General features: G+C 56.6%; 12 protein-coding genes. 3 read left to right on the top strand and 9 right to left on the bottom strand.

What is annotated here, in order from left to right; all coding sequences use genetic code 11:
- Positions 1-144 precede the first annotated feature (144 nt).
- The 6 genes from O3A94_13665 to O3A94_13690 all read right to left on the bottom strand — a co-directional run bounded on the left by O3A94_13665 (position 145) and on the right by O3A94_13690 (position 9,542).
- Positions 145-1,140 carry a hypothetical protein gene (locus O3A94_13665; GenBank protein MDA1357299.1) on the bottom strand — a complete coding sequence of 332 codons (996 nt, stop codon included), beginning with the start codon at positions 1,138-1,140 and terminating at the stop codon, positions 145-147.
- 266 nt (positions 1,141-1,406) lie between these two features.
- Positions 1,407-4,220 carry an EAL domain-containing protein gene (locus O3A94_13670; protein ID MDA1357300.1) on the bottom strand — a complete coding sequence of 938 codons (2,814 nt, stop codon included), beginning with the start codon at positions 4,218-4,220 and terminating at the stop codon, positions 1,407-1,409.
- 140 nt (positions 4,221-4,360) lie between these two features.
- Positions 4,361-4,792 (bottom strand): hypothetical protein, encoded by a 432-nt coding sequence (locus O3A94_13675; protein MDA1357301.1) that lies wholly within the window; start codon positions 4,790-4,792, stop codon positions 4,361-4,363.
- A 432-nt stretch (positions 4,793-5,224) separates the two neighbouring features.
- Positions 5,225-7,258, bottom strand: a complete 2,034-nt coding sequence (locus tag O3A94_13680) for a BamA/TamA family outer membrane protein (protein ID MDA1357302.1) — start codon at positions 7,256-7,258, stop codon at positions 5,225-5,227.
- Positions 7,259-7,306: 48 nt separating this feature from the next.
- A complete protein-coding gene (locus tag O3A94_13685; protein MDA1357303.1) occupies positions 7,307-8,464 on the bottom strand; it encodes a FecR family protein in 1,158 nt (385 codons plus the stop codon).
- 460 nt (positions 8,465-8,924) lie between these two features.
- Entirely contained in the window at positions 8,925-9,542 is a 618-nt protein-coding gene (locus tag O3A94_13690) for a glutathione S-transferase N-terminal domain-containing protein (protein ID MDA1357304.1), read from the bottom strand.
- 296 nt (positions 9,543-9,838) lie between these two features.
- Here O3A94_13690 and O3A94_13695 point away from each other — a divergent pair, with 296 nt between their 5' ends.
- Complete coding sequence (locus tag O3A94_13695; GenBank protein MDA1357305.1) at positions 9,839-10,876, top strand: LLM class flavin-dependent oxidoreductase; 1,038 nt, start codon at positions 9,839-9,841, stop codon at positions 10,874-10,876.
- Here the strand turns inward: O3A94_13695 and O3A94_13700 are convergent, their stop codons facing one another.
- From O3A94_13700 to O3A94_13710, 3 genes are all read right to left on the bottom strand, one after another.
- The gene (locus tag O3A94_13700; protein ID MDA1357306.1) at positions 10,877-11,665 is read right to left on the bottom strand and encodes an SDR family NAD(P)-dependent oxidoreductase; all 789 of its coding nucleotides are present in this window, start codon (positions 11,663-11,665) and stop codon (positions 10,877-10,879) included.
- Between the two features lie 103 nt (positions 11,666-11,768).
- Complete coding sequence (locus O3A94_13705) at positions 11,769-12,671, bottom strand: DMT family transporter (protein ID MDA1357307.1); 903 nt, start codon at positions 12,669-12,671, stop codon at positions 11,769-11,771.
- A gap of 379 nt (positions 12,672-13,050) precedes the next feature.
- Positions 13,051-14,400 (bottom strand): amidase, encoded by a 1,350-nt coding sequence (locus tag O3A94_13710; GenBank protein ID MDA1357308.1) that lies wholly within the window; start codon positions 14,398-14,400, stop codon positions 13,051-13,053.
- Positions 14,401-14,992: 592 nt separating this feature from the next.
- Here O3A94_13710 and O3A94_13715 point away from each other — a divergent pair.
- Both O3A94_13715 and O3A94_13720 read left to right on the top strand, forming a co-directional pair.
- Positions 14,993-15,223 carry a hypothetical protein gene (locus tag O3A94_13715; GenBank protein ID MDA1357309.1) on the top strand — a complete coding sequence of 77 codons (231 nt, stop codon included), beginning with the start codon at positions 14,993-14,995 and terminating at the stop codon, positions 15,221-15,223.
- A gap of 27 nt (positions 15,224-15,250) precedes the next feature.
- Positions 15,251-17,089 carry an adenylate/guanylate cyclase domain-containing protein gene (locus tag O3A94_13720; protein MDA1357310.1) on the top strand — a complete coding sequence of 613 codons (1,839 nt, stop codon included), beginning with the start codon at positions 15,251-15,253 and terminating at the stop codon, positions 17,087-17,089.
- Positions 17,090-17,122: the final 33 nt, after the last annotated feature.

Raw genomic sequence — 17,122 nt, forward strand, 5'->3', positions numbered from 1 at the left:
CAAACTGAAAACGATGGAGAACCGGCGCTTGCAATACCGCAAATACGCCGCTTAATATCTTGAACCAGGTGGGCCAAATCCTCCTTTAGATCAGGCCGTAGATTGTTCCAAATTATATGACGACGGACAGTCTCCTGCCAGACCTTAGGCAGTCTCGGCTCGCGCAGCGTCCCAGGCGCCGCGCATCCACGTCACGCATGACACCGCTTGGTCGAAGAGAGAGTAGCCGCAGCCCTCGCCATAGTCTGTGTTGGGAATAAATTCGGTCGAAATTTGTCCGAGCTTGGCCGAGGCGTCGTTAGCGCGATGACGAAGAAGGATGCGCATGCCCTCTTTCCAGGGCTCGAGCGCCTCGGCTGACCAAGGAGCGTGGTATTCGTTGGGGCGAGGCTCAATGAAGGGATATTGGATGCCACGCCCGACTGATCCGTCCGGGTGATGCGCAGGCGTGTTCCTCGGATTGTTGGGCACGGCGGCCCGAGCGTGGCAATGGCGCACCCAGCCGGCCGACACCCATTCCTCAATCACGTTGCCGGGTTGAAATGGGTCGAGTATCAGCTCACCTGAAGCGATCTTCTTGTCGGTATCGAAGATGCGCTGCTCGTCCGGATTATTCATCTTGAAGATGACATGGCTGTGGTCGAGCGTCATGTTGAACTCGGCCCCGCGTGACTCGATCATACGCCCAACGCGCGAGACACGCGGAAAATCCTCCGACCACATATTGACGTGAACTTCGAAGCAGGGAAGGCAGCCGTGCCTTTCTCCGAATTCGGACGCGCGCATATATACCGTCATGACCTCTTCGTCGGTGACAATATGGCCATCTGCGTGGCGCAGCATGATTTGCGTGTTGTGGACGACAGAGCCCAGACGGGCGCCGAGCTCGAGATTCTTTTCAAGAAGCGCTTCGTCGGCTCCAAGCGTGTAGAACCAACCCCCTGCGCGCACGGGCAAGCCATATTTATCGCGGGCCCCGAGAAATTCATCGATCTGATCAGGGTCAGGTGTTTTGTCGACATAATCGAAAACACCGGCATCGCGAACCATTGCGAAGCGCCTGTCGATATCAGGCATCGCGTCGCTGTGAGCGTGCTTGATGCCGTTTGTCTGAATGCCGAACTTCAAATTCGTTGTCATATCGCCTCCACCATACTGGCTTAAGGGGTTGGCGAAGACGTGTCTTTTAAACGAAGACGCTTAGAGCTCCTCTCCACCCGTGCGGGCACAATTACACAGGCACGCGATTTTGAAACCTTAATTCAGCCAGGAATCAGTTGGAGTTTCTTCCGAATGGCAGGGTAATAAACGGCCGCTATGAACTCAGCTGCGGACGAAATTCACCAGGGGGTTCAACTTTTCAATTCAACCAAAAGCATTCTCCATGCCGGAATTTGCTCGCGTTGTTAATCGCCGGCTGCCGCTCTTTTGGTTATATCTGTGGCGCCATATCCCCAGGGTGACTCTTCCAGCCAGGTCGTAAACTCTGCAATTGGCATCGGTCGGGCAAAATAATAGCCCTGGCCGAGTTCGCATCCGAGTTCTTTCAGCCGCTTTGCGTGCGCGGCTTCCTCGACCCCCTCAGCGACGACCTTGAGCCCCAGATTGTGTGCGAGGTCGATCGTCGAACGCACGATAACCTCGTCGCTCTTATCCTCGGTCATGTTCATAACAAACGTCTTGTCAATTTTCAGTTCATCCACTGGCAGCCGCTTGAGATAACTGAGCGACGAATAACCCGTCCCGAAATCGTCAATCGACAACCTCATCCCGAGTTCATCGAGACGCTGGATGGTGCTCATTGCCTGCTCGGGGTCGATCATGATCGCGCTCTCGGTGATTTCTAGAGTTAGAAACTCACGGTCGATTTTCCATTCATTCACGAGGCCTTCTATGACTTCCGGCAAGTCCCTTTCATGCAAATTGCGGGCCGATATGTTGACCGACATGGCCATGCCCAGACCGAGCCGCTGCCATTCGGACAGAGACCGGAGCGCGGTGTTGAACATCCACACCGTCAAAGAACGAATCAATCCGGTTTGTTCCGCCAGCTCGATGAACTCATCGGGCGAAATAAAGCCGTGCTCGGGGTGAACCCAACGCGAGAGCACTTCGCCCCCGGCGGCTCGTCCCGTGGCCAGATCGATCTTTGGCTGAAACACAATCGCCAGCTCGTTGCCTTCTATCGCTTGGCGTAGATCGCCTGTGACCGTTAGTTGTCGAACGCTGCTGCGATCCTTATCGGCGTCATACTCAGCAAGGCCGGTCCCGGCTTTCTTTGCCATATACATGGCGACGTCGGCGGCTTGAATGAGGCGCGCTGGCGTTTCCGCGTGTTCGGGATACATTGCAATCCCGACGCTAACGCCGACCTCAAGCTCAATCTTATCCAGCAGAAACGGTGATTTCAGCGATTCGATGATCCGCCGCGCCACGGCTTGGGCCTGATACTGGTCGGACACGGCGGGAAGAAGAATGGCGAATTCGTCACCGCCAAAGCGCGCAATTGTGTCTGTATCGCGGAGCGGCACAGTTAGCCGCTCGGCCACCATCTTCAACAACAGGTCACCAATATGATGGCCCAACGTATCGTTGACTTCCTTGAAGCAATCAAGATCAAGCGGGAGTATGGCCAGCGGTTTATTCTCGCGTTTGGCTAAGTGCAGATCATGTTCAAGGCGATCATTTAGCAGTGCCCGATTGGGCAGACCCGTTAGGGCGTCATGTACAGCCTGGTACTCAAGTTTATCCTGATAGATCTTTCGCTCGGTGACGTCGCGCACAATTCCGACAAACATCTGTTCGTCGTCGAAATTCATTTCAGTCACCGTCAACTCCAACGAAAAGCTAGAGCCATCCTTGCGCTGACCTCCCAGTTCGCGTGGCCCTGCGTCGACGAGCAATATTGATTCGAGCGGGGCATCATTGTCCTGAGTAATCTCCGGAATCAAAAGCGACAGTTCCTGATCAATCAGTTCATCTTCACCGTATCCGAAAATCCGAGCGACGGCGGCATTGGCAGTTCGAATCGAACCTTTCTGCTTGATAATCACGATGCCATCGAAGGTATTATCGACCACACTTTTCATCATGGCGTTGGTGCGCCGCAGCTCAGAACCTTGAAGCAACAGACGGAATGCTTGTTGATCAACACGGCGTACAACGGAATAAGCAAAGAGAAGAATGAGAACAAGGATCACTGGAGAAGAGTCTAACAGCACAGGCCATACGGCCTGCACACCGGTCGACATCAACAGCATGAAGATCGACCCCGCCAATGTAAGGGCCAACGCCCGCCGCCAGGACAAAGCCGAGTATATCCCGCCGAATAGTGCCGCGACGAAAAATACCAACGCCAGAACGGGTGCCGTACCAATTCCCTGCAACGCACGATCCTGCGCGAGAGATTCGAACGCCAAACCCTGAACGAACACGCCCGGTACTGATTTCGCGATGGGCACCGGCATCTGGTCGCCGAGCTCGATCGCGGTCGCGCCAATCAAGAACTGCTTCCCGGCAATTTCCTCCGGGTCGAAGCGCCCCCTCAACACATCGACATAGGAAATTCGGGGAATCGAATGCCGATCGATACCGTAGTCGATGTTAAACATCTCGAACGGCGCCTCTTCGCGCCCGGCCAGACGCACGGACATGGTGGGCACCGTCCGGTTTGCCCAGGGTTGGCGAACCGTCATGCGACGAATCATTCCGTCCTCGGCGGGGCGCGTGTTGATCGATGCCACCTGAACATGGCGCGCGAACGCCCGGAGCGGCCCAGACAGGACTAAATTCGACCCGTCGGCGCTGGATTGGATTTGCGCGAACACCGGGAGCACAACTTTTTCCTTGGCGGCGGCCAAGGCCTGTGCGAAGCGGCGGTCGGCTTCCGGTGTTGACGGCGCGCCAAATTCGACATCAAAGGCAACGCGGCGCGCGCCGGCTTTTAGGAGAATTTCGACGATTTCAGCATGAAAATTTCGCGGCCACGGCCATGTACGCAACTCGCTGATACTTCGCGGATCGATCATCACAATAACGAGGTCGCCGGTTGCCGGGCGGGTAACGACGCGAAATCGCGTATCGACTAATTCTCTCTCGATGGAATCAAAGGTGCCAAACAAATAAAGTACAGCAACCAGCAGGAATATCAGCAGCGGCGGAAAGCGGCACTTCACGCCGGGAGGCAGCAATGCCAAAAAGTTTGTTAGGCGGCGTTTCATGAATTGCCAAACTCACTTCCCGGTGAGTGCTGGCCGCTTGTCAAAGAGCACTACCCGTCCACTGAGCGGCGCGAAAATTTGCCTCGACGGCCAAGCGCCAAAGACCCGTACGTTGCAACAGATTATCAACGAATAGGCCATCAGCGAACGGTAGCATTGGCTAGGTCGATGAAAATACTTTCCAGCGGTTCGCTAAAGCCAACGTCTAACGACGGTTCAGATTCTTCTAACTCAGACTCTATATTTTCCATGTCCGTTCCGGCAGCCGGCTGAACATCAAAACCGAAATCGAGGATAGCGATCTGATTTGCATCAAACCCGCCCGTTTCATTTTTGAAAAGGATATCCGCGGCCTCCTCATTTGTCAGAAACCACACCCCGTCGGGCAAATAGTCGGAACCGTTGGCGCGGACTAGAACAAAAGCGCCGCCTTTCAGCCCCTCAATATCGACAGCGGAATTATCCTGAACATCGTGACCCTGGATCGCCGCAAATTCGGGCTGACCGGCGAGCGCGGCCGTCGTCAAAATTACGGTGATTGCGGCGGCCAAAAACCCGGCCCATTTGGTCACGCAATTCGGCATTGTCATTCGATCTCTTCCTGGCGAAATTTCAATTGTCGAATTTCCGTTTAGCATTGTCTTACAGTCGGCGATCCGGCACCCTTTCGCCTTCGAGAATTTAAAAATCTTATTCTGGAAGGTATAATTTGTTCCTAATCCTGCAACATAATTTCCATTTTAATCCTACAAATAATAGTATACTAGACCTATTATAACGAATTAATTACAACAGTATTTCAAATATTATTCGAGTGTCTTTACCGATGACATATTTATTTGTTTCATACTAACAAATCGTCCTATTACTTTAGCGTAGGAATTTCTCCTCTCCCCATCATGCTTACGTCTTCTCTATTTCGTAAGTATGTCTCAAACACTTAACGATATTTCTCGCGAATTTATCATAACTTTCAATGACCAGAATCACTGGTTTCGTATGACTCAATATTGCATCGAAATCGTTAGAAATAGACGTGGATTTTTGCCATTTTCCTCGAGTTGGGCGACAGTTCGCGTCAGCGGCTTTGCTATTTCCAAACGGACAAAAACATCGGAAGGCAAGTTCAGCGTGAGGCCGATACCGGCCGACGCCAAGGACTCGCTCGTGTTTCCCTCGTCTATATCTGAATCCCACACCACCCCAAAATCGTAAAACCCATAGAGGCTGAACGCCTGGAGATACTCGGCATCCACCTCATACTGGTAGGCAAGTTGCAGGGAAGATGCCACGCCGTTCATGCCCGAAATCTCGGCGGCGTCGTAAGCCCGTCCGAATTGACTGCCTCCAATTGAAAATTTCTCTGCCGAGAGCAAGCGATCCTCAGACCACTGGCCGTGGGTTGATGCGCGAAGCGAAAGCGCGTCGGATAAACTCTGTTGTCGTTCCGCCGTTGCTTCGATCTTGGTAAACGAACTTTTGCCACCGAACTGAGATAGAGTTGCCGACCCTGCTGTAGTTGCCCCTAGAATATTAAGTCCCTGGCTGAGTTTCACGCCTACCGAGTTTTTGCCTTCAAAATCATCGGAAATATTGTAGCGCCCACCAATTCTCAACACCCGCAACCGATCTTCCGTCAGCGTTTCCGCCTGTTTCGTCGTGTTGGAATTCGAATAGTCGAATCGAAGTGAGAGCGAAGCGCTTTGATCGCTGCGTCGATATAGCGGATGGTCGATCTTCAGGGAAAGACCCGATTTGAAACTATTGACGGCGAGGTCGCTTAGGTCTGCTCCGGCATCCACGTTGGTGCGGGCCGCGCTGAAAGTGATCGTCGTGCCCGCTTCGCCAATAGGCTGCCGGTGACCGACTTCGTAGTAGAGAAGCTCCTCGGGCTGCAACGGCGCCGTGATGAAACTTAAGCTCGTCTGCTCGTATTGACCAAGAATTGAATTTAAGGCGACACCGAAAAGACTACGATACGGGCCGATTGATCTCGTGCCTCGATTGTCGACCGTGACGGAGCCGTCGTATGTTTGGTGCGCGAGTTCAAGAACCAATTGGAACGCATCCGGTTTCCCCTCAACGGGGGTAAGCGTTGGCGTCGCCTCTACACCCGGCAAACTATTAACCAGCACCAAATTATTGACGAACACCCATTTCCGCAGCGGACGGTCCGCAGCGATATTGTCTCCATAAGCACGCAAGAGGCTGTCTCGACCGCGCATAGCGCCCGCAAATTCGACACTTTCGATGAAACCCTCAAAGATTTGGTAACGCACGATTCCAAGGGTGATGCGCTGTCTCGGCATGAAGGCCCGCGATAGGAAGTAACCGTCAGCCTTGTATTTCTTGGTTATCGATTCGGCGACATTCCTGAGTTCCACGCCCGAGACTGTTTTCCCGAGATATTTCTCATAAAGCGGGGCAAATTCCTCTAATTGATAGGCTGTAGCGCCTTCTATCACCACAGCGCTGAGAACGATTCCATTCTCATTTTTCTTATTTTCTGTGTCAGTTTTATCTTTCTCCTCGGCGGCGGCTCGTTCCTCTGTTTCAACTTTCTCGAGGTCTTCCTCCGCTTTTTCCGCCGCTTCTTCGCCCTCCTCGGCGGATTTCTCTTTCGCCTGGATAGCCCGCTTCTCTGTCTCCTTCCTGATTTCGTCAACGGCCGACTCTGCTTCTTTGGCAGGTCGCTTTTTCTTTTCATCTTTGCCAAGGCCAGCGAGCTTACCCTTGGTTTCATTTTCGACAAAATGACTGGGTGCCGCCGGAAGCGGCGTGTTCAGAGAGGCTACGCGTTGATCCTGTGTTAGCTCTTTGCGCTTCGCCGGGCGGCCTTCAACTGACCACCCCGCGACGCGTCCCAAGGCGAGTACTTCATCATCTGATGCCAGAAATAGGAGGTTGAATTCCACCCCGTTCGAAACTTTTGGTGCGGTCGTTACGATATCTGTGGCGGCCCAACTGCCGACCGCGACAAACATCGCTCCCATGAAACCAATACTCTGCCAAATATTGCGCGGCACAATCTGCGGCATTCAAATTCGGCCCTCAGCAGGAGGTGCTAAGATTTCGAGATCGCTACGCTAGTTATTGCCGTTGTTACCGCTATTGCCGTTGTTGCCGTTGTTATTGCCGCTGTTGCCGCTATTGCCGCTGTTGCCGCTATTGCCGCTATTGCCGCTGTTGCCGCTGTTGCCGCTATTGCCGCTATTGCCGTTGTTGGCGGCGGCGGCCTGACTTGCTGCCTTCGAGGCTTCCTTGACCGCTTCGCTTGCCGCCTTGGCGGCTTGTTTAGCCGCGTTGTTCGCCGCCTTCGAGGCTTCTTTAGCCGCGTTGCTTGCCGCTTTCGAGGTTTCCTTGGATGCGCTGCTTGCCGCTTTCGAGGCTTCCCTGGATGCCTCGCTTGCCGCCTTCGACGCTTCCCTGGATGCGTCTGCGCCTGCGGGATTTAATGTTGCCACTGGCGCTGCGGCGCCGTCCGGTGCCTGACTGTCTTGAGGATCGTCCGGCGCAGCCGGTGTGATCTGTGCAGGCGCGTCAACTGAGTCCCCGCGGCCAAGAACGCTCAATTTGGAGCCGGCCTTCGACGGCATTACCGCGGTTTCACCTGGAACCAGCAACTCGCTGGCGCCAATGCCCACCGCAATGGCTTCAACCGATCCTTCTATGAGGGATATAGCTGCACCTTCAACACCTACAGTCACGGTAAACACCGTTCCCTTCACGCCGGCAACGAGATAGGGGGTTTCGACGTTAAATTGGCGGCCAGCGATTTTATCGATTTTGTAAAGTGCCGTACCGAGCGTCTGTTGGATATTCGCGCCGCTCTCACCCGGAGCAATGATCGGCACCGCCAGGCGGCTATTCGGTGAAAGCGTGATGTCATCACCGCCCACCCGCAAAACGATCCGCCCGTCCTCGCCGGTTTCAATTTCGGTTCCCGGGCTTATGACGGCGCCAGCAATCAACGGCTCCCAGTTAATAAAATCTGTCGTCATTTCCGCGTCGCCGCTGACCTCTTGGACTGTCCACTCGACACTATTTGCGCTGGCTGCCCGCGAATGTACGGCCGGGGTCACAAGTATCACTGATAACATTGCAATTCTTAGCGCCCGCGCCGCCATATCAAGTAGGCTGGAATTAAACGTTGTTAGCATCACAGGTCCCCGCTTCCGTAAAGTGGTTGATAATTTGCAAGTAGCAACTCGCACTTGTTTTCCGTCATTTCTTGAAAAGAACATGATTAGGTTAATGAATACTTAGGGGAGACGAACAAACGGAAGTTCCGGGTATTTTTGCCGCCCTCTAGCCGATAAATGGCGGCGAAAAGCCCAAATTTCACCGTGAGGGCGACGCACCGCGCTCTCGTGTCACACCAGGTTCAGAGGTGTTTGGCGCGAGGCATCGAATGCCCCCGATGAGTCACGAAGAGGCGAAAACGCCAGCCTGAAAAAAAATCCGTTTAGCTGCTGACAACGGACATGAAATTCAGCAAATAATATTTGCGACCTTGATGTGCGCTTACTGTCCGGCTGGGAATGGAGTTCGATCGGCGGTTTGACTTCGCGGTTTAGTCAAGCTCAGCCAGTGGCTTCATCCGTCGAGAAGTGCCCCCGCTTCATTCAGGCCTGGCCTGGCGAAGCCCTCGGTGAATCACCCGTCGATCGGAGAGACGAGCGGATTGTCGCCGCAAGAACCACTTCAAGCTTCAAGCTTTTGCGGAGGCCGAGTCTCGGCGAAAGAAGGCCGTGCCGCGTAGAGGTCAGCCCATGCTGTCAGGCCGGGCCGACCCTCTCGCCATCGCAGGCCCGGATACCACTCCTCCAACAGCACAGCACACGCCAATGTGAGTTGGGGCATATTTAGGTCCCCCTGCATGAGCGGGTGATCGATCTCACCTTCCCAAAAGTCAGCAAGCCGGTCCAAGCGCTGGCGCTCATGCTCGATGATCGTTGCCGAACGATCTTCGGGCGCGCGGCGCAATTCGCGCAGCCAAACGGATGCGCCGTCCATGAGGCTGCGTGCATATTCCTCCAACCGACGATGCGCCATGCCGGCCACGCCCTGGGGCGCATCCAACATCGGCGCTCCGTCGAGCTGGTCGAGAAAAAAGCACACGGGCTGGGATCCTTCTATCCCAACTCGGCTGTCGCGTGCCAGGTAAGGCACGCGCCCAGATGGATTGATTTTGTAATAGGGGCTGTTCGGCGTGCGTGTTTCAGCCATAATTTCTTCAACCCGACTTTCCAGTGATTTTTCCCGGCGGAGCACTCTGGCCATGCGGGCGTAGGGCGAGAAATCTGTGATATAGAGCAGCATAGGTTTGATCTTGTACTGTTGAGGGGAGCAGCGCTTCAGATTGCGCCGCAGCTACGGCATCATAGTTCATGTTGGTTTTCTGTCCGGCAAATTCAAAAATCTCCAGACAACTTTATCGCGAATTCAGACCAGGTTAGCGGAAGTGCGATTGGCACCCGGCGTGAACAAGATAGAATCTACCGGGGTTGCCGGGGAGCTGATACGGTCCACCATCTTTGCATGCACGGGGCGATCTGTCTCAAGGCCAGTGCATCGCAATCGGCCAAAGCCGCGATGAGGGAAAGATATTTGCCACTATGATAGAATTCAGCCTGTTCAACCTTATGGGCTTCCGCGCCCGCGGCGCGGCGGTTAGCGATATCCTCGCCGATACTGTCAGTCTGGTGCAGCACGCCGAGGATCGGGGCTTCGATGCCGCGTGGTTTGCCGAGCATCATTTCTCGAATTACTGCATCTGCCCGTCGCCGCTGTTGATGGTCAGCCATTGCGCCGGCCTCACCTCCCGCATCCACCTGGGCCCTGCCGTTATCGTGGTGCCGCTCTATCAGCCGGTGCGCCTCCTGGAAGAGATCGGCATGGCTGCCGGGTTGTGTGGCGGGCGGCTACAACTCGGTATCGGCAGCGGTTACCAGCCCTTTGAGTTCGATCGTTTCGGCATAGATTTAGATCAATCAAAGAACGAACTGGACGAGTTCATCCACCTCATGGATGAGGCCTATGCCTCTGAGACCTTTACCTTCGACGGGCGCTTCACCAGCTTGCCCGAGACCAGCATTTCGACCCGCCCGGCGCAGATGCCGCCGATTTGGATTGCCGGTGATTCGGAAGCGACCCACCGCCTTTCCGCCCGGCGAGGCTACACACCCATAATCACCGGCCGGGGATCAGGCCCGGACTATCTTGGCGACATGCGTGCCCGCATCGATTCTTCCTACGTCGCCGAGGGATTGTCCGCCACCGAACATCCGCTCGGCATCCTGCGTTTTGCCTGTGTGACGGAATCCGCTACTGAAACGGAAGCCTATCTGGAAAACGTGCGCTATCAATTGCGCCTTGCCGGAGCGCTCCGCAACCGCGGCGAGGCGATGGAGCGCGGCATGATGGCAGAGGCCCCGATTCCCGGCGAATTGAGCCTCGAGGAATTGGCACAGAATCTCCCGGTTGGCGATTCGGAAACCGTCGCGGCACGGCTTTTAGCCGACATAAAGGCCTCGGGCGCCAGCCATGTGATGCTGAATATCCAGGCTGGCAATTCGACCATGGCCCAAGCCCGGCGGACGATCGATGCATTCGAAAGCGACATCCGTCCGGCGATCGAGCGCGCGCTGAACTGATTATCGCGCCGTGGTGCCGCCATCCACCGGGACGATGGCGCCGGTCACGAACCCAGCGGCCTCAGAAGCGAGATACATGACGAGAGCAGCAACATCCTCGGGTTCGCCGACCCGGCCGATGGGGATGTGCTGCTTTAATTTTTCGCGAATTTCTTCCGGTGAAACTTCCTTCACCGCCAAACCCGCATCCATCATCGGCGTGTCGATATCACCGGGGCAAACCGCGTTGACGCGGATATTATCGCCCGCATGATCCAGCGCCAGAACCTTGGTAAACATCACCAGGGCTCCCTTCGTTGCGCTATAGGCGGCAAGGTTTTCGTAGCCGATCAGGCCGCATTCCGAGGACATGTTGATAATCGCGCCGCCGCCGCGCTGTTTCATATGGCCAATGGCGGCGCGCGACATGTAAAAAACGGAACTCACATTGGTATCGAGCAGCGTCTTCCAGGCCGCGTCCGAGTGGCTCTCGATCTTGCCGTGCAGGACGATACCGGCGTTGTTAAAGAGGATATCGAGACCGCCTAGGCGGGCGACGGTATCGTCGACCAGGCCTTGGCAAAATTTGGCGTCCGCCACGTCTCCGATGATCAGCTCCGCTGTCCCACCCGCAGCAGCAATCTCGGCCAACACGGCTTCGCCCCGCGCGCGGTCCCGCCCCGACAGCATTACGCGCGCGCCATGGGCCGCGAATGCCTTGGCTGTTCCTGCGCCGATGCCCGAGGTGGCGCCGGTCACGAGCACAGCTTTCCCCGCAAAAGCAGTGGGTGAAAATAATTTTGACGTCATGATTTACCTCTTCACACTGTTACAACATCGACAATCGAGAATAGGGTAACTTCTGCTACGAGCCTATGGTCGGCGGGGCGGCGGCTCCCGCAAGACCGAGAGGCTAAAAGTTGTGCGCCGCAGCTCGGCGTTTTAGCGCCGCCTCCCGTCGCGCGACATAAATACCGCTGGCAACGATGATTACGGCACCAACCCAGGTCCATAAGTCTGGCAGCTCAGCGAAGATCACGTATCCGAACAACGCGGCGCCGATCAACTGGCCGTAGTCAAACGGCGCGACGAGCGAGGCTTCACCATGCTCGAAGGCCTTGATTAAGGCAAAATGGGCGAGTGCACCGCTCACCCCGATGCCGACGAAAACGAGCAGGTCAGTTAAGTTCGCCGGCGTGATCCAAAAGAACGGCACTGAAATCGTTGAAAGAACGAAGGCAACCACCATCGTGTAGGACGCCGTGGTACGTGGATCGTCGAGCCCAGCCAGGCGGCGCGTTTGGACTTGGAAGAGCGCGTAGAGAACCGTCGCGACAACAACCAATATAGCGGACCAATGCACATCTCCGCCGGGTCGAATGATGACCAGCGCGCCCATGAAACCGACCGCTACCGCGAGCCAACGGCGCGGGCCCACGCGCTCGCCGAGCAGAGGAACGGAGAGCGCGACCAACACCAAGGGTGCCATAAGGCCAATTGCCGTGGCGGTGGTGATCGGCAGCCAGGCGAGCGCCAACCAATAGGTCGCGACGGCAACGAGTTGGACCAGCGAACGGGTGAGTTGGCCACCGAGATCGGCCGTGGTGAAGAGCTTCACCATGCCTCGTTTCGGCGCAAAGACGGCGAGGAGAAGGGCCATGTGGACCACGCTCCTGAACCAGATGACCTGGACCAAATGATAGTCCGTCGCGAGAAATTTCGCCGCTGCGTTTGACAAGGGAAACAACAGCACGGCGGCGAAGCACATGCTGAGGATGGCGAAGAGCGGGCGCCCCGGGTGGCTGGGCTGGCTCATCGCTTAGCGCAATACCGATTGCGACGGGCGACGTAAACCGCATGTTGGCGTGGGCTCTCGGCGGAAAGACCTAATCCTGCCGACGACCCACTGCTGCCATAATAAGTGCTTCATCCAGCCAAATTCTTGCGGGTCATGGGCACATGCTCCGCGCACCAAAGCAGCTCGCTCTCGACTAGATAATTCGGCACTTAAAAAACACCCCTCGCCCGTGCGTCCTCTATAACGTATTCCAATTGTCTCGCCAGCGTGCCGAACAAACAGGCAAGGTACATATCAGAGACTTCCGGAAGAAGGCTTCGCAGTCTTCACATAGTTAAGAGGAAACCGTTTAACAAAGCAGTTACACCGGCCCGCCCTTCAGCGAGTCTGCAGCTCGTCATGCAGCCATTTTTGGTCGCAAGCGGTGAAACTCGGTGCGCGACTGGTAGGCGACGCCTGCCCGGAAAAGAAGCGGCTCGTTAAACCATTCCCCAACCAGCTGCATGCCGATCGGCATGCCTTCGGAATTGAACCCGCATGGGACGCTCAAACAGGGTAGGCCGGCATAGCCGAGTGCGGTGTTGTTGCGGCTGATATTGTGCGTGGCCTTGACCATATCGGCAGCGTCAGAGATCAGCGGCGCGACCACCGGGCAGGTCGGCACAAGTACCATGTCGACATTCTTGAAAACACTCTTCATCTGGTATTTCCAATTCACTTGGATCCGCAGCGCGTGGGCATAGTCAGTCCCGCTGGTTGTCTCTCCGAGACGCAACCGACGCAGAACTTCGGCGCCGATTTTGTCGGCGTGATTGGCCATCTCATCCCTGTGCAAATCGGCCATGTCCGTTGCGAGCAACACCGTCATGGTGGCGACACGGGCTTCTTCCGCACCGTCGAAATCCATATCGACGAGTTCGGCGCCAAGACTTTCCAGCACCCTTGCCGCGTCCATCACGCGCTCGCCAATCTCGGGCTCAAGATCCTCGAAATAAAACGTTCTCGGAATGCCGATGCGCACGCCTTCGATCCCGTCCCTGAGTGTCGGAAGAAAGTTTTGAATCGGATGGTCAATCGATCCGACATCTTCTGGGTCGTGCCCGGCAATCGCCGCATAGCCACGCGCGACGTCAGACACGTTGTAAGCCAGCATGCCGATCGTGTCGGCATGGATGCTGAGGGCCAGGGCATTGGTGTTTGGTACGGCGCCGACCGTTGGACGAATTCCGGCGACACCGCAAAGCGCGGCAGGGTTGCGCACGGAGCCGCCGGTGTCCGAACCGAACGCGATGCGGCACATGCCAACCGCAGCAGCAGCACCCGAGCCCCCACTGGAGCCACCGGAAACACGCCGCGGATCCCATGGATTCAAGCAGCTCCCGTAATGGGCATTTTCGGTAGTTGCCCCATAGCAGAACTCTGGAAGGTTGGTCTTGCCAAGAAACGCAGGGCCGCATTTTCGCGCCCGCGCGACGACCTCTGAGTCCGAGTTTGAGATATTGTCTCGGTAGAGATCCGTTCCGAAGGTTGTGCGCGTGCCGGTGACGTTCAGACAATCCTTCACCAGCATCGGGACACCGTGCAAAATTCCGAGCCAGTCACCATCATCTGCCGCAGCGTCCGCCGCATGGGCTTGCTCCAGCGCCATATCGGCAGTCACCGTCAAGACTGCGTTTACTTTGGGGTTTAGTCGCTCAATGACGTCAAGATAGTGCTCGGTTTCACGCACTGATGTGCCAGATGCCATTTTCTTTCTCCTTGGAGTCCATGACGTCAGATTTTGTGCCGGGCACGACGTCGCCGATAAAGCGATGTTCCCCAGATGAGGACTAGAGTAAGGAGAAAAATAGTAATTCGGATTGCGTAGCGAGGCAATGTTGAGGGCGGAGCGCGGCCAAACCGAAGTGGCGACCATGAACTTGTTTATCGCGTTGGTGCCACACGACAATGCGCGGTCCCTTGCCGAAAGCAAATTTCCAAAAAACTTTACCGCGCGTACGATGTTGCGCGTGAGTTTCGTCACAACGGTCTTGCTGTTCCATCAGCCTACGATTTTTTTTCGTTCGGCACACGCGGACCGTACACATTTAGCGAGCGCCGCGGGTAAGGGAATGATCGGTGAAAACACGAAAACGGCACGAGGCGTCACCAAGGTAGCGGGTATCCGACGAAGTTAAATGCCCGCTACGGGTCAGGAGCCGTCGGAGTCGGCCGGCCTTTATGGTGTTTATTGATCTAGCTCAATGGCGCGTGCCGTGCTTTGCTTCTATTGTTTTTACCAACCGGATCTCAATTTGCGTTGCGCATCGAACTCTGGGTGCCAGCGATGGAGGAATATCATGACGCCGGACGAGGCTCACGCGTTGGCCGGAGAATATGGTCTCGAATTTCACTTCGATTCTGGTGGGCAAAGCTGGGCCCTCGGCCCGCCGGGACAAAACAAACGCAACGATCGAGTGTGGATTGCGCCCCATGTGTTGCGCGGCCTTTCGGCCGGCCAATTTGTACAGCACTACATTAACGAGGTTCTAGGTCGCGCTGGAGGGGGCGACGCGGACGAGGAGGACTGAGTGCGCGCCTCCGACGCCTCATAACGCATGACCCAGCCCGACATTCCCGTGAAGCTTGCGCGCCAGCGCCAGGGGGTCCCCATCTTGGTGGCGCTGGTGAGTACTTTCGGCCTGCTCATGCTGATCGCGGTCGTACTCGTTTTCATTGCTGGCTATGAGGTCGCGCGGCGCAACACCACCGAACTGATACGCGAAAAATCGGATATGCTAATCGCATCGGTTATCGCTCAGAACCGCAGTCATCTCGAGCCGGCGCGTGCGCAGCTCGAATATCTCGCCGACCTGGTCGCGACCGGCGCGCTTGTGCCTGAGAACCGCGGGGCGTTCGGCGAGGCTCTGCGCGCCTCTCTTGCGGCGGTGCCGCAGGTCTCGGTTGTGGCGTTCCTAAATTCGGACCTGGAGGTCCTGCGCGCTTTCCGCAATCGGCCTGACCGACCTGTGACGATCGACGACTGGAGCGGCGACGCTTCGGTGAAGGATACCTTGGCTGAGGTTGCCGGCGCAGATGGCGCTTATTGGGGCGAGCTGTTCGTTGCCGAGGACCTCGGCGCGACGTTCATCAACGTCCGCATGCCGGTTCGCCGAGACGGGCGTTTTCTCGGAGCGCTGATCGCCGGGGTTTCCATCGAAGCGCTGTCGTCTCTTCTGGCTTCTCCCGCCGAAGGGCAAGCGGGACGCACCTTTGTTCTTTATGGGCCGGACCAAGTGCTTGCGCATCCCCTGCTGCTGCATGGCTATGAGGCGGCCAGCGATGCACAGCCACTGCCTCAGCTTGCCGAATTTTCCGACCCGGTGCTTCAAGCATTGTGGGATCCAGCGCACGAGATACCGCTCGTCGCGGGTCTCTCCCTAGGCGGCGATGTCCGTGCTCTGGAAGTCGATGGCAAATCCTATGTGGTGTTGCTCCGTCGCGTGGAGGGCTTTGGCGGACAACCTTGGCTTGTCGGCGTCTATCAGGATCTCGAGGCGATCACCGCACAATTCGAGCGCCTCGGCCTGATTCCGCTGATCTCGCTTGGCGTTCTCGCGTTGGCCCTCCTGCTCGCCTTTTTCCTCGCGCGCAGCATGAGCCCGTCGGTGCGTCAGCTCGCCCAGGCGGCCCAACATGTGCGCACGCTCGATCTAGAACACGCGCCCACGCTCCGCCGCGGCCCGTACCGCGAGCTAAACCAGGCGGCGGATGCCTACAATGCCATGGTGACGGGCTTGCGCGCCTTCCAGACCTATGTGCCACGTCTTTTGGTCAAGCGCCTCATGGCGGAGGGCGCGCCGGCCGCCATCGTCTCGGAAGAGCGCGAGGTTACCGTGATTTTTACCGACATTACGGGCTTTACCGCGTTCGCCGAAGACATGACGGCGACCGACGTGGCTAATTTTCTCAATGCGCATTTCACCCTACTTGACCGCTGTGTCGAGGCCGAGGGCGGCACGGTCGACAAATATATCGGCGATTCCTTGATGGCGTTCTGGGGCGCGCCCGAGCGACAGAGCGACCACGCCGAGCGCGCCTGCCGTGCTGCCCTGGCCATCGCCCGCGCCATTCGCGCGGACAATGAGCGCCGCATCGCGGAGGGTCTGGTGCCAACACGCGTACGAGTCGGCATCCACAGCGGGCCGGCGCTGGTTGGCAATATCGGCGCACCGGGCCGCATCAACTACACCATCATCGGAGATTCGGTGAACACCGCAGAGCGGCTGGAGGCTTTTGCGCGCGATGTGCCACCGCTGGAGGCCCGTGTAATCGTTCTCTTGAGCGGCGAGACAGCGGCGCGCCTCGCACCGGAATTCGCTTTGGAGCGGCTCGGCAAATTCCTCCCTCCCGGCCGTCACGGGCGCATCGAAGTGTTTCGCCTAAAGAGCGACTAGGGAGAGATGCGCGCGGCCGAGCTTCAACCCACT

It is taken from the genome of Pseudomonadota bacterium, assembly GCA_027624955.1.
Lineage (GTDB): Bacteria > Pseudomonadota > Alphaproteobacteria > UBA828 > UBA828 > PTKB01.

Bases quoted from the DNA above. Each gene is read 5' to 3' on its own strand.
- O3A94_13665 (MDA1357299.1), bottom strand. From the start codon at position 1,140: ATGACAACGAATTTGAAGTTCGGCATTCAGACAAACGGCATCAAGCAC.
- O3A94_13670 (MDA1357300.1), bottom strand. From the start codon at position 4,220: ATGAAACGCCGCCTAACAAACTTTTTGGCATTGCTGCCTCCCGGCGTG.
- O3A94_13680 (MDA1357302.1), bottom strand. From the start codon at position 7,258: ATGCCGCAGATTGTGCCGCGCAATATTTGGCAGAGTATTGGTTTCATG.
- O3A94_13685 (MDA1357303.1), bottom strand. From the start codon at position 8,464: ATGTTCTTTTCAAGAAATGACGGAAAACAAGTGCGAGTTGCTACTTGC.
- O3A94_13690 (MDA1357304.1), bottom strand. From the start codon at position 9,542: ATGCTGCTCTATATCACAGATTTCTCGCCCTACGCCCGCATGGCCAGA.
- O3A94_13695 (MDA1357305.1), top strand. From the start codon at position 9,839: ATGATAGAATTCAGCCTGTTCAACCTTATGGGCTTCCGCGCCCGCGGC.
- O3A94_13700 (MDA1357306.1), bottom strand. From the start codon at position 11,665: ATGACGTCAAAATTATTTTCACCCACTGCTTTTGCGGGGAAAGCTGTG.
- O3A94_13705 (MDA1357307.1), bottom strand. From the start codon at position 12,671: ATGAGCCAGCCCAGCCACCCGGGGCGCCCGCTCTTCGCCATCCTCAGC.
- O3A94_13710 (MDA1357308.1), bottom strand. From the start codon at position 14,400: ATGGCATCTGGCACATCAGTGCGTGAAACCGAGCACTATCTTGACGTC.
- O3A94_13715 (MDA1357309.1), top strand. From the start codon at position 14,993: ATGACGCCGGACGAGGCTCACGCGTTGGCCGGAGAATATGGTCTCGAA.
- O3A94_13720 (MDA1357310.1), top strand. From the start codon at position 15,251: ATGACCCAGCCCGACATTCCCGTGAAGCTTGCGCGCCAGCGCCAGGGG.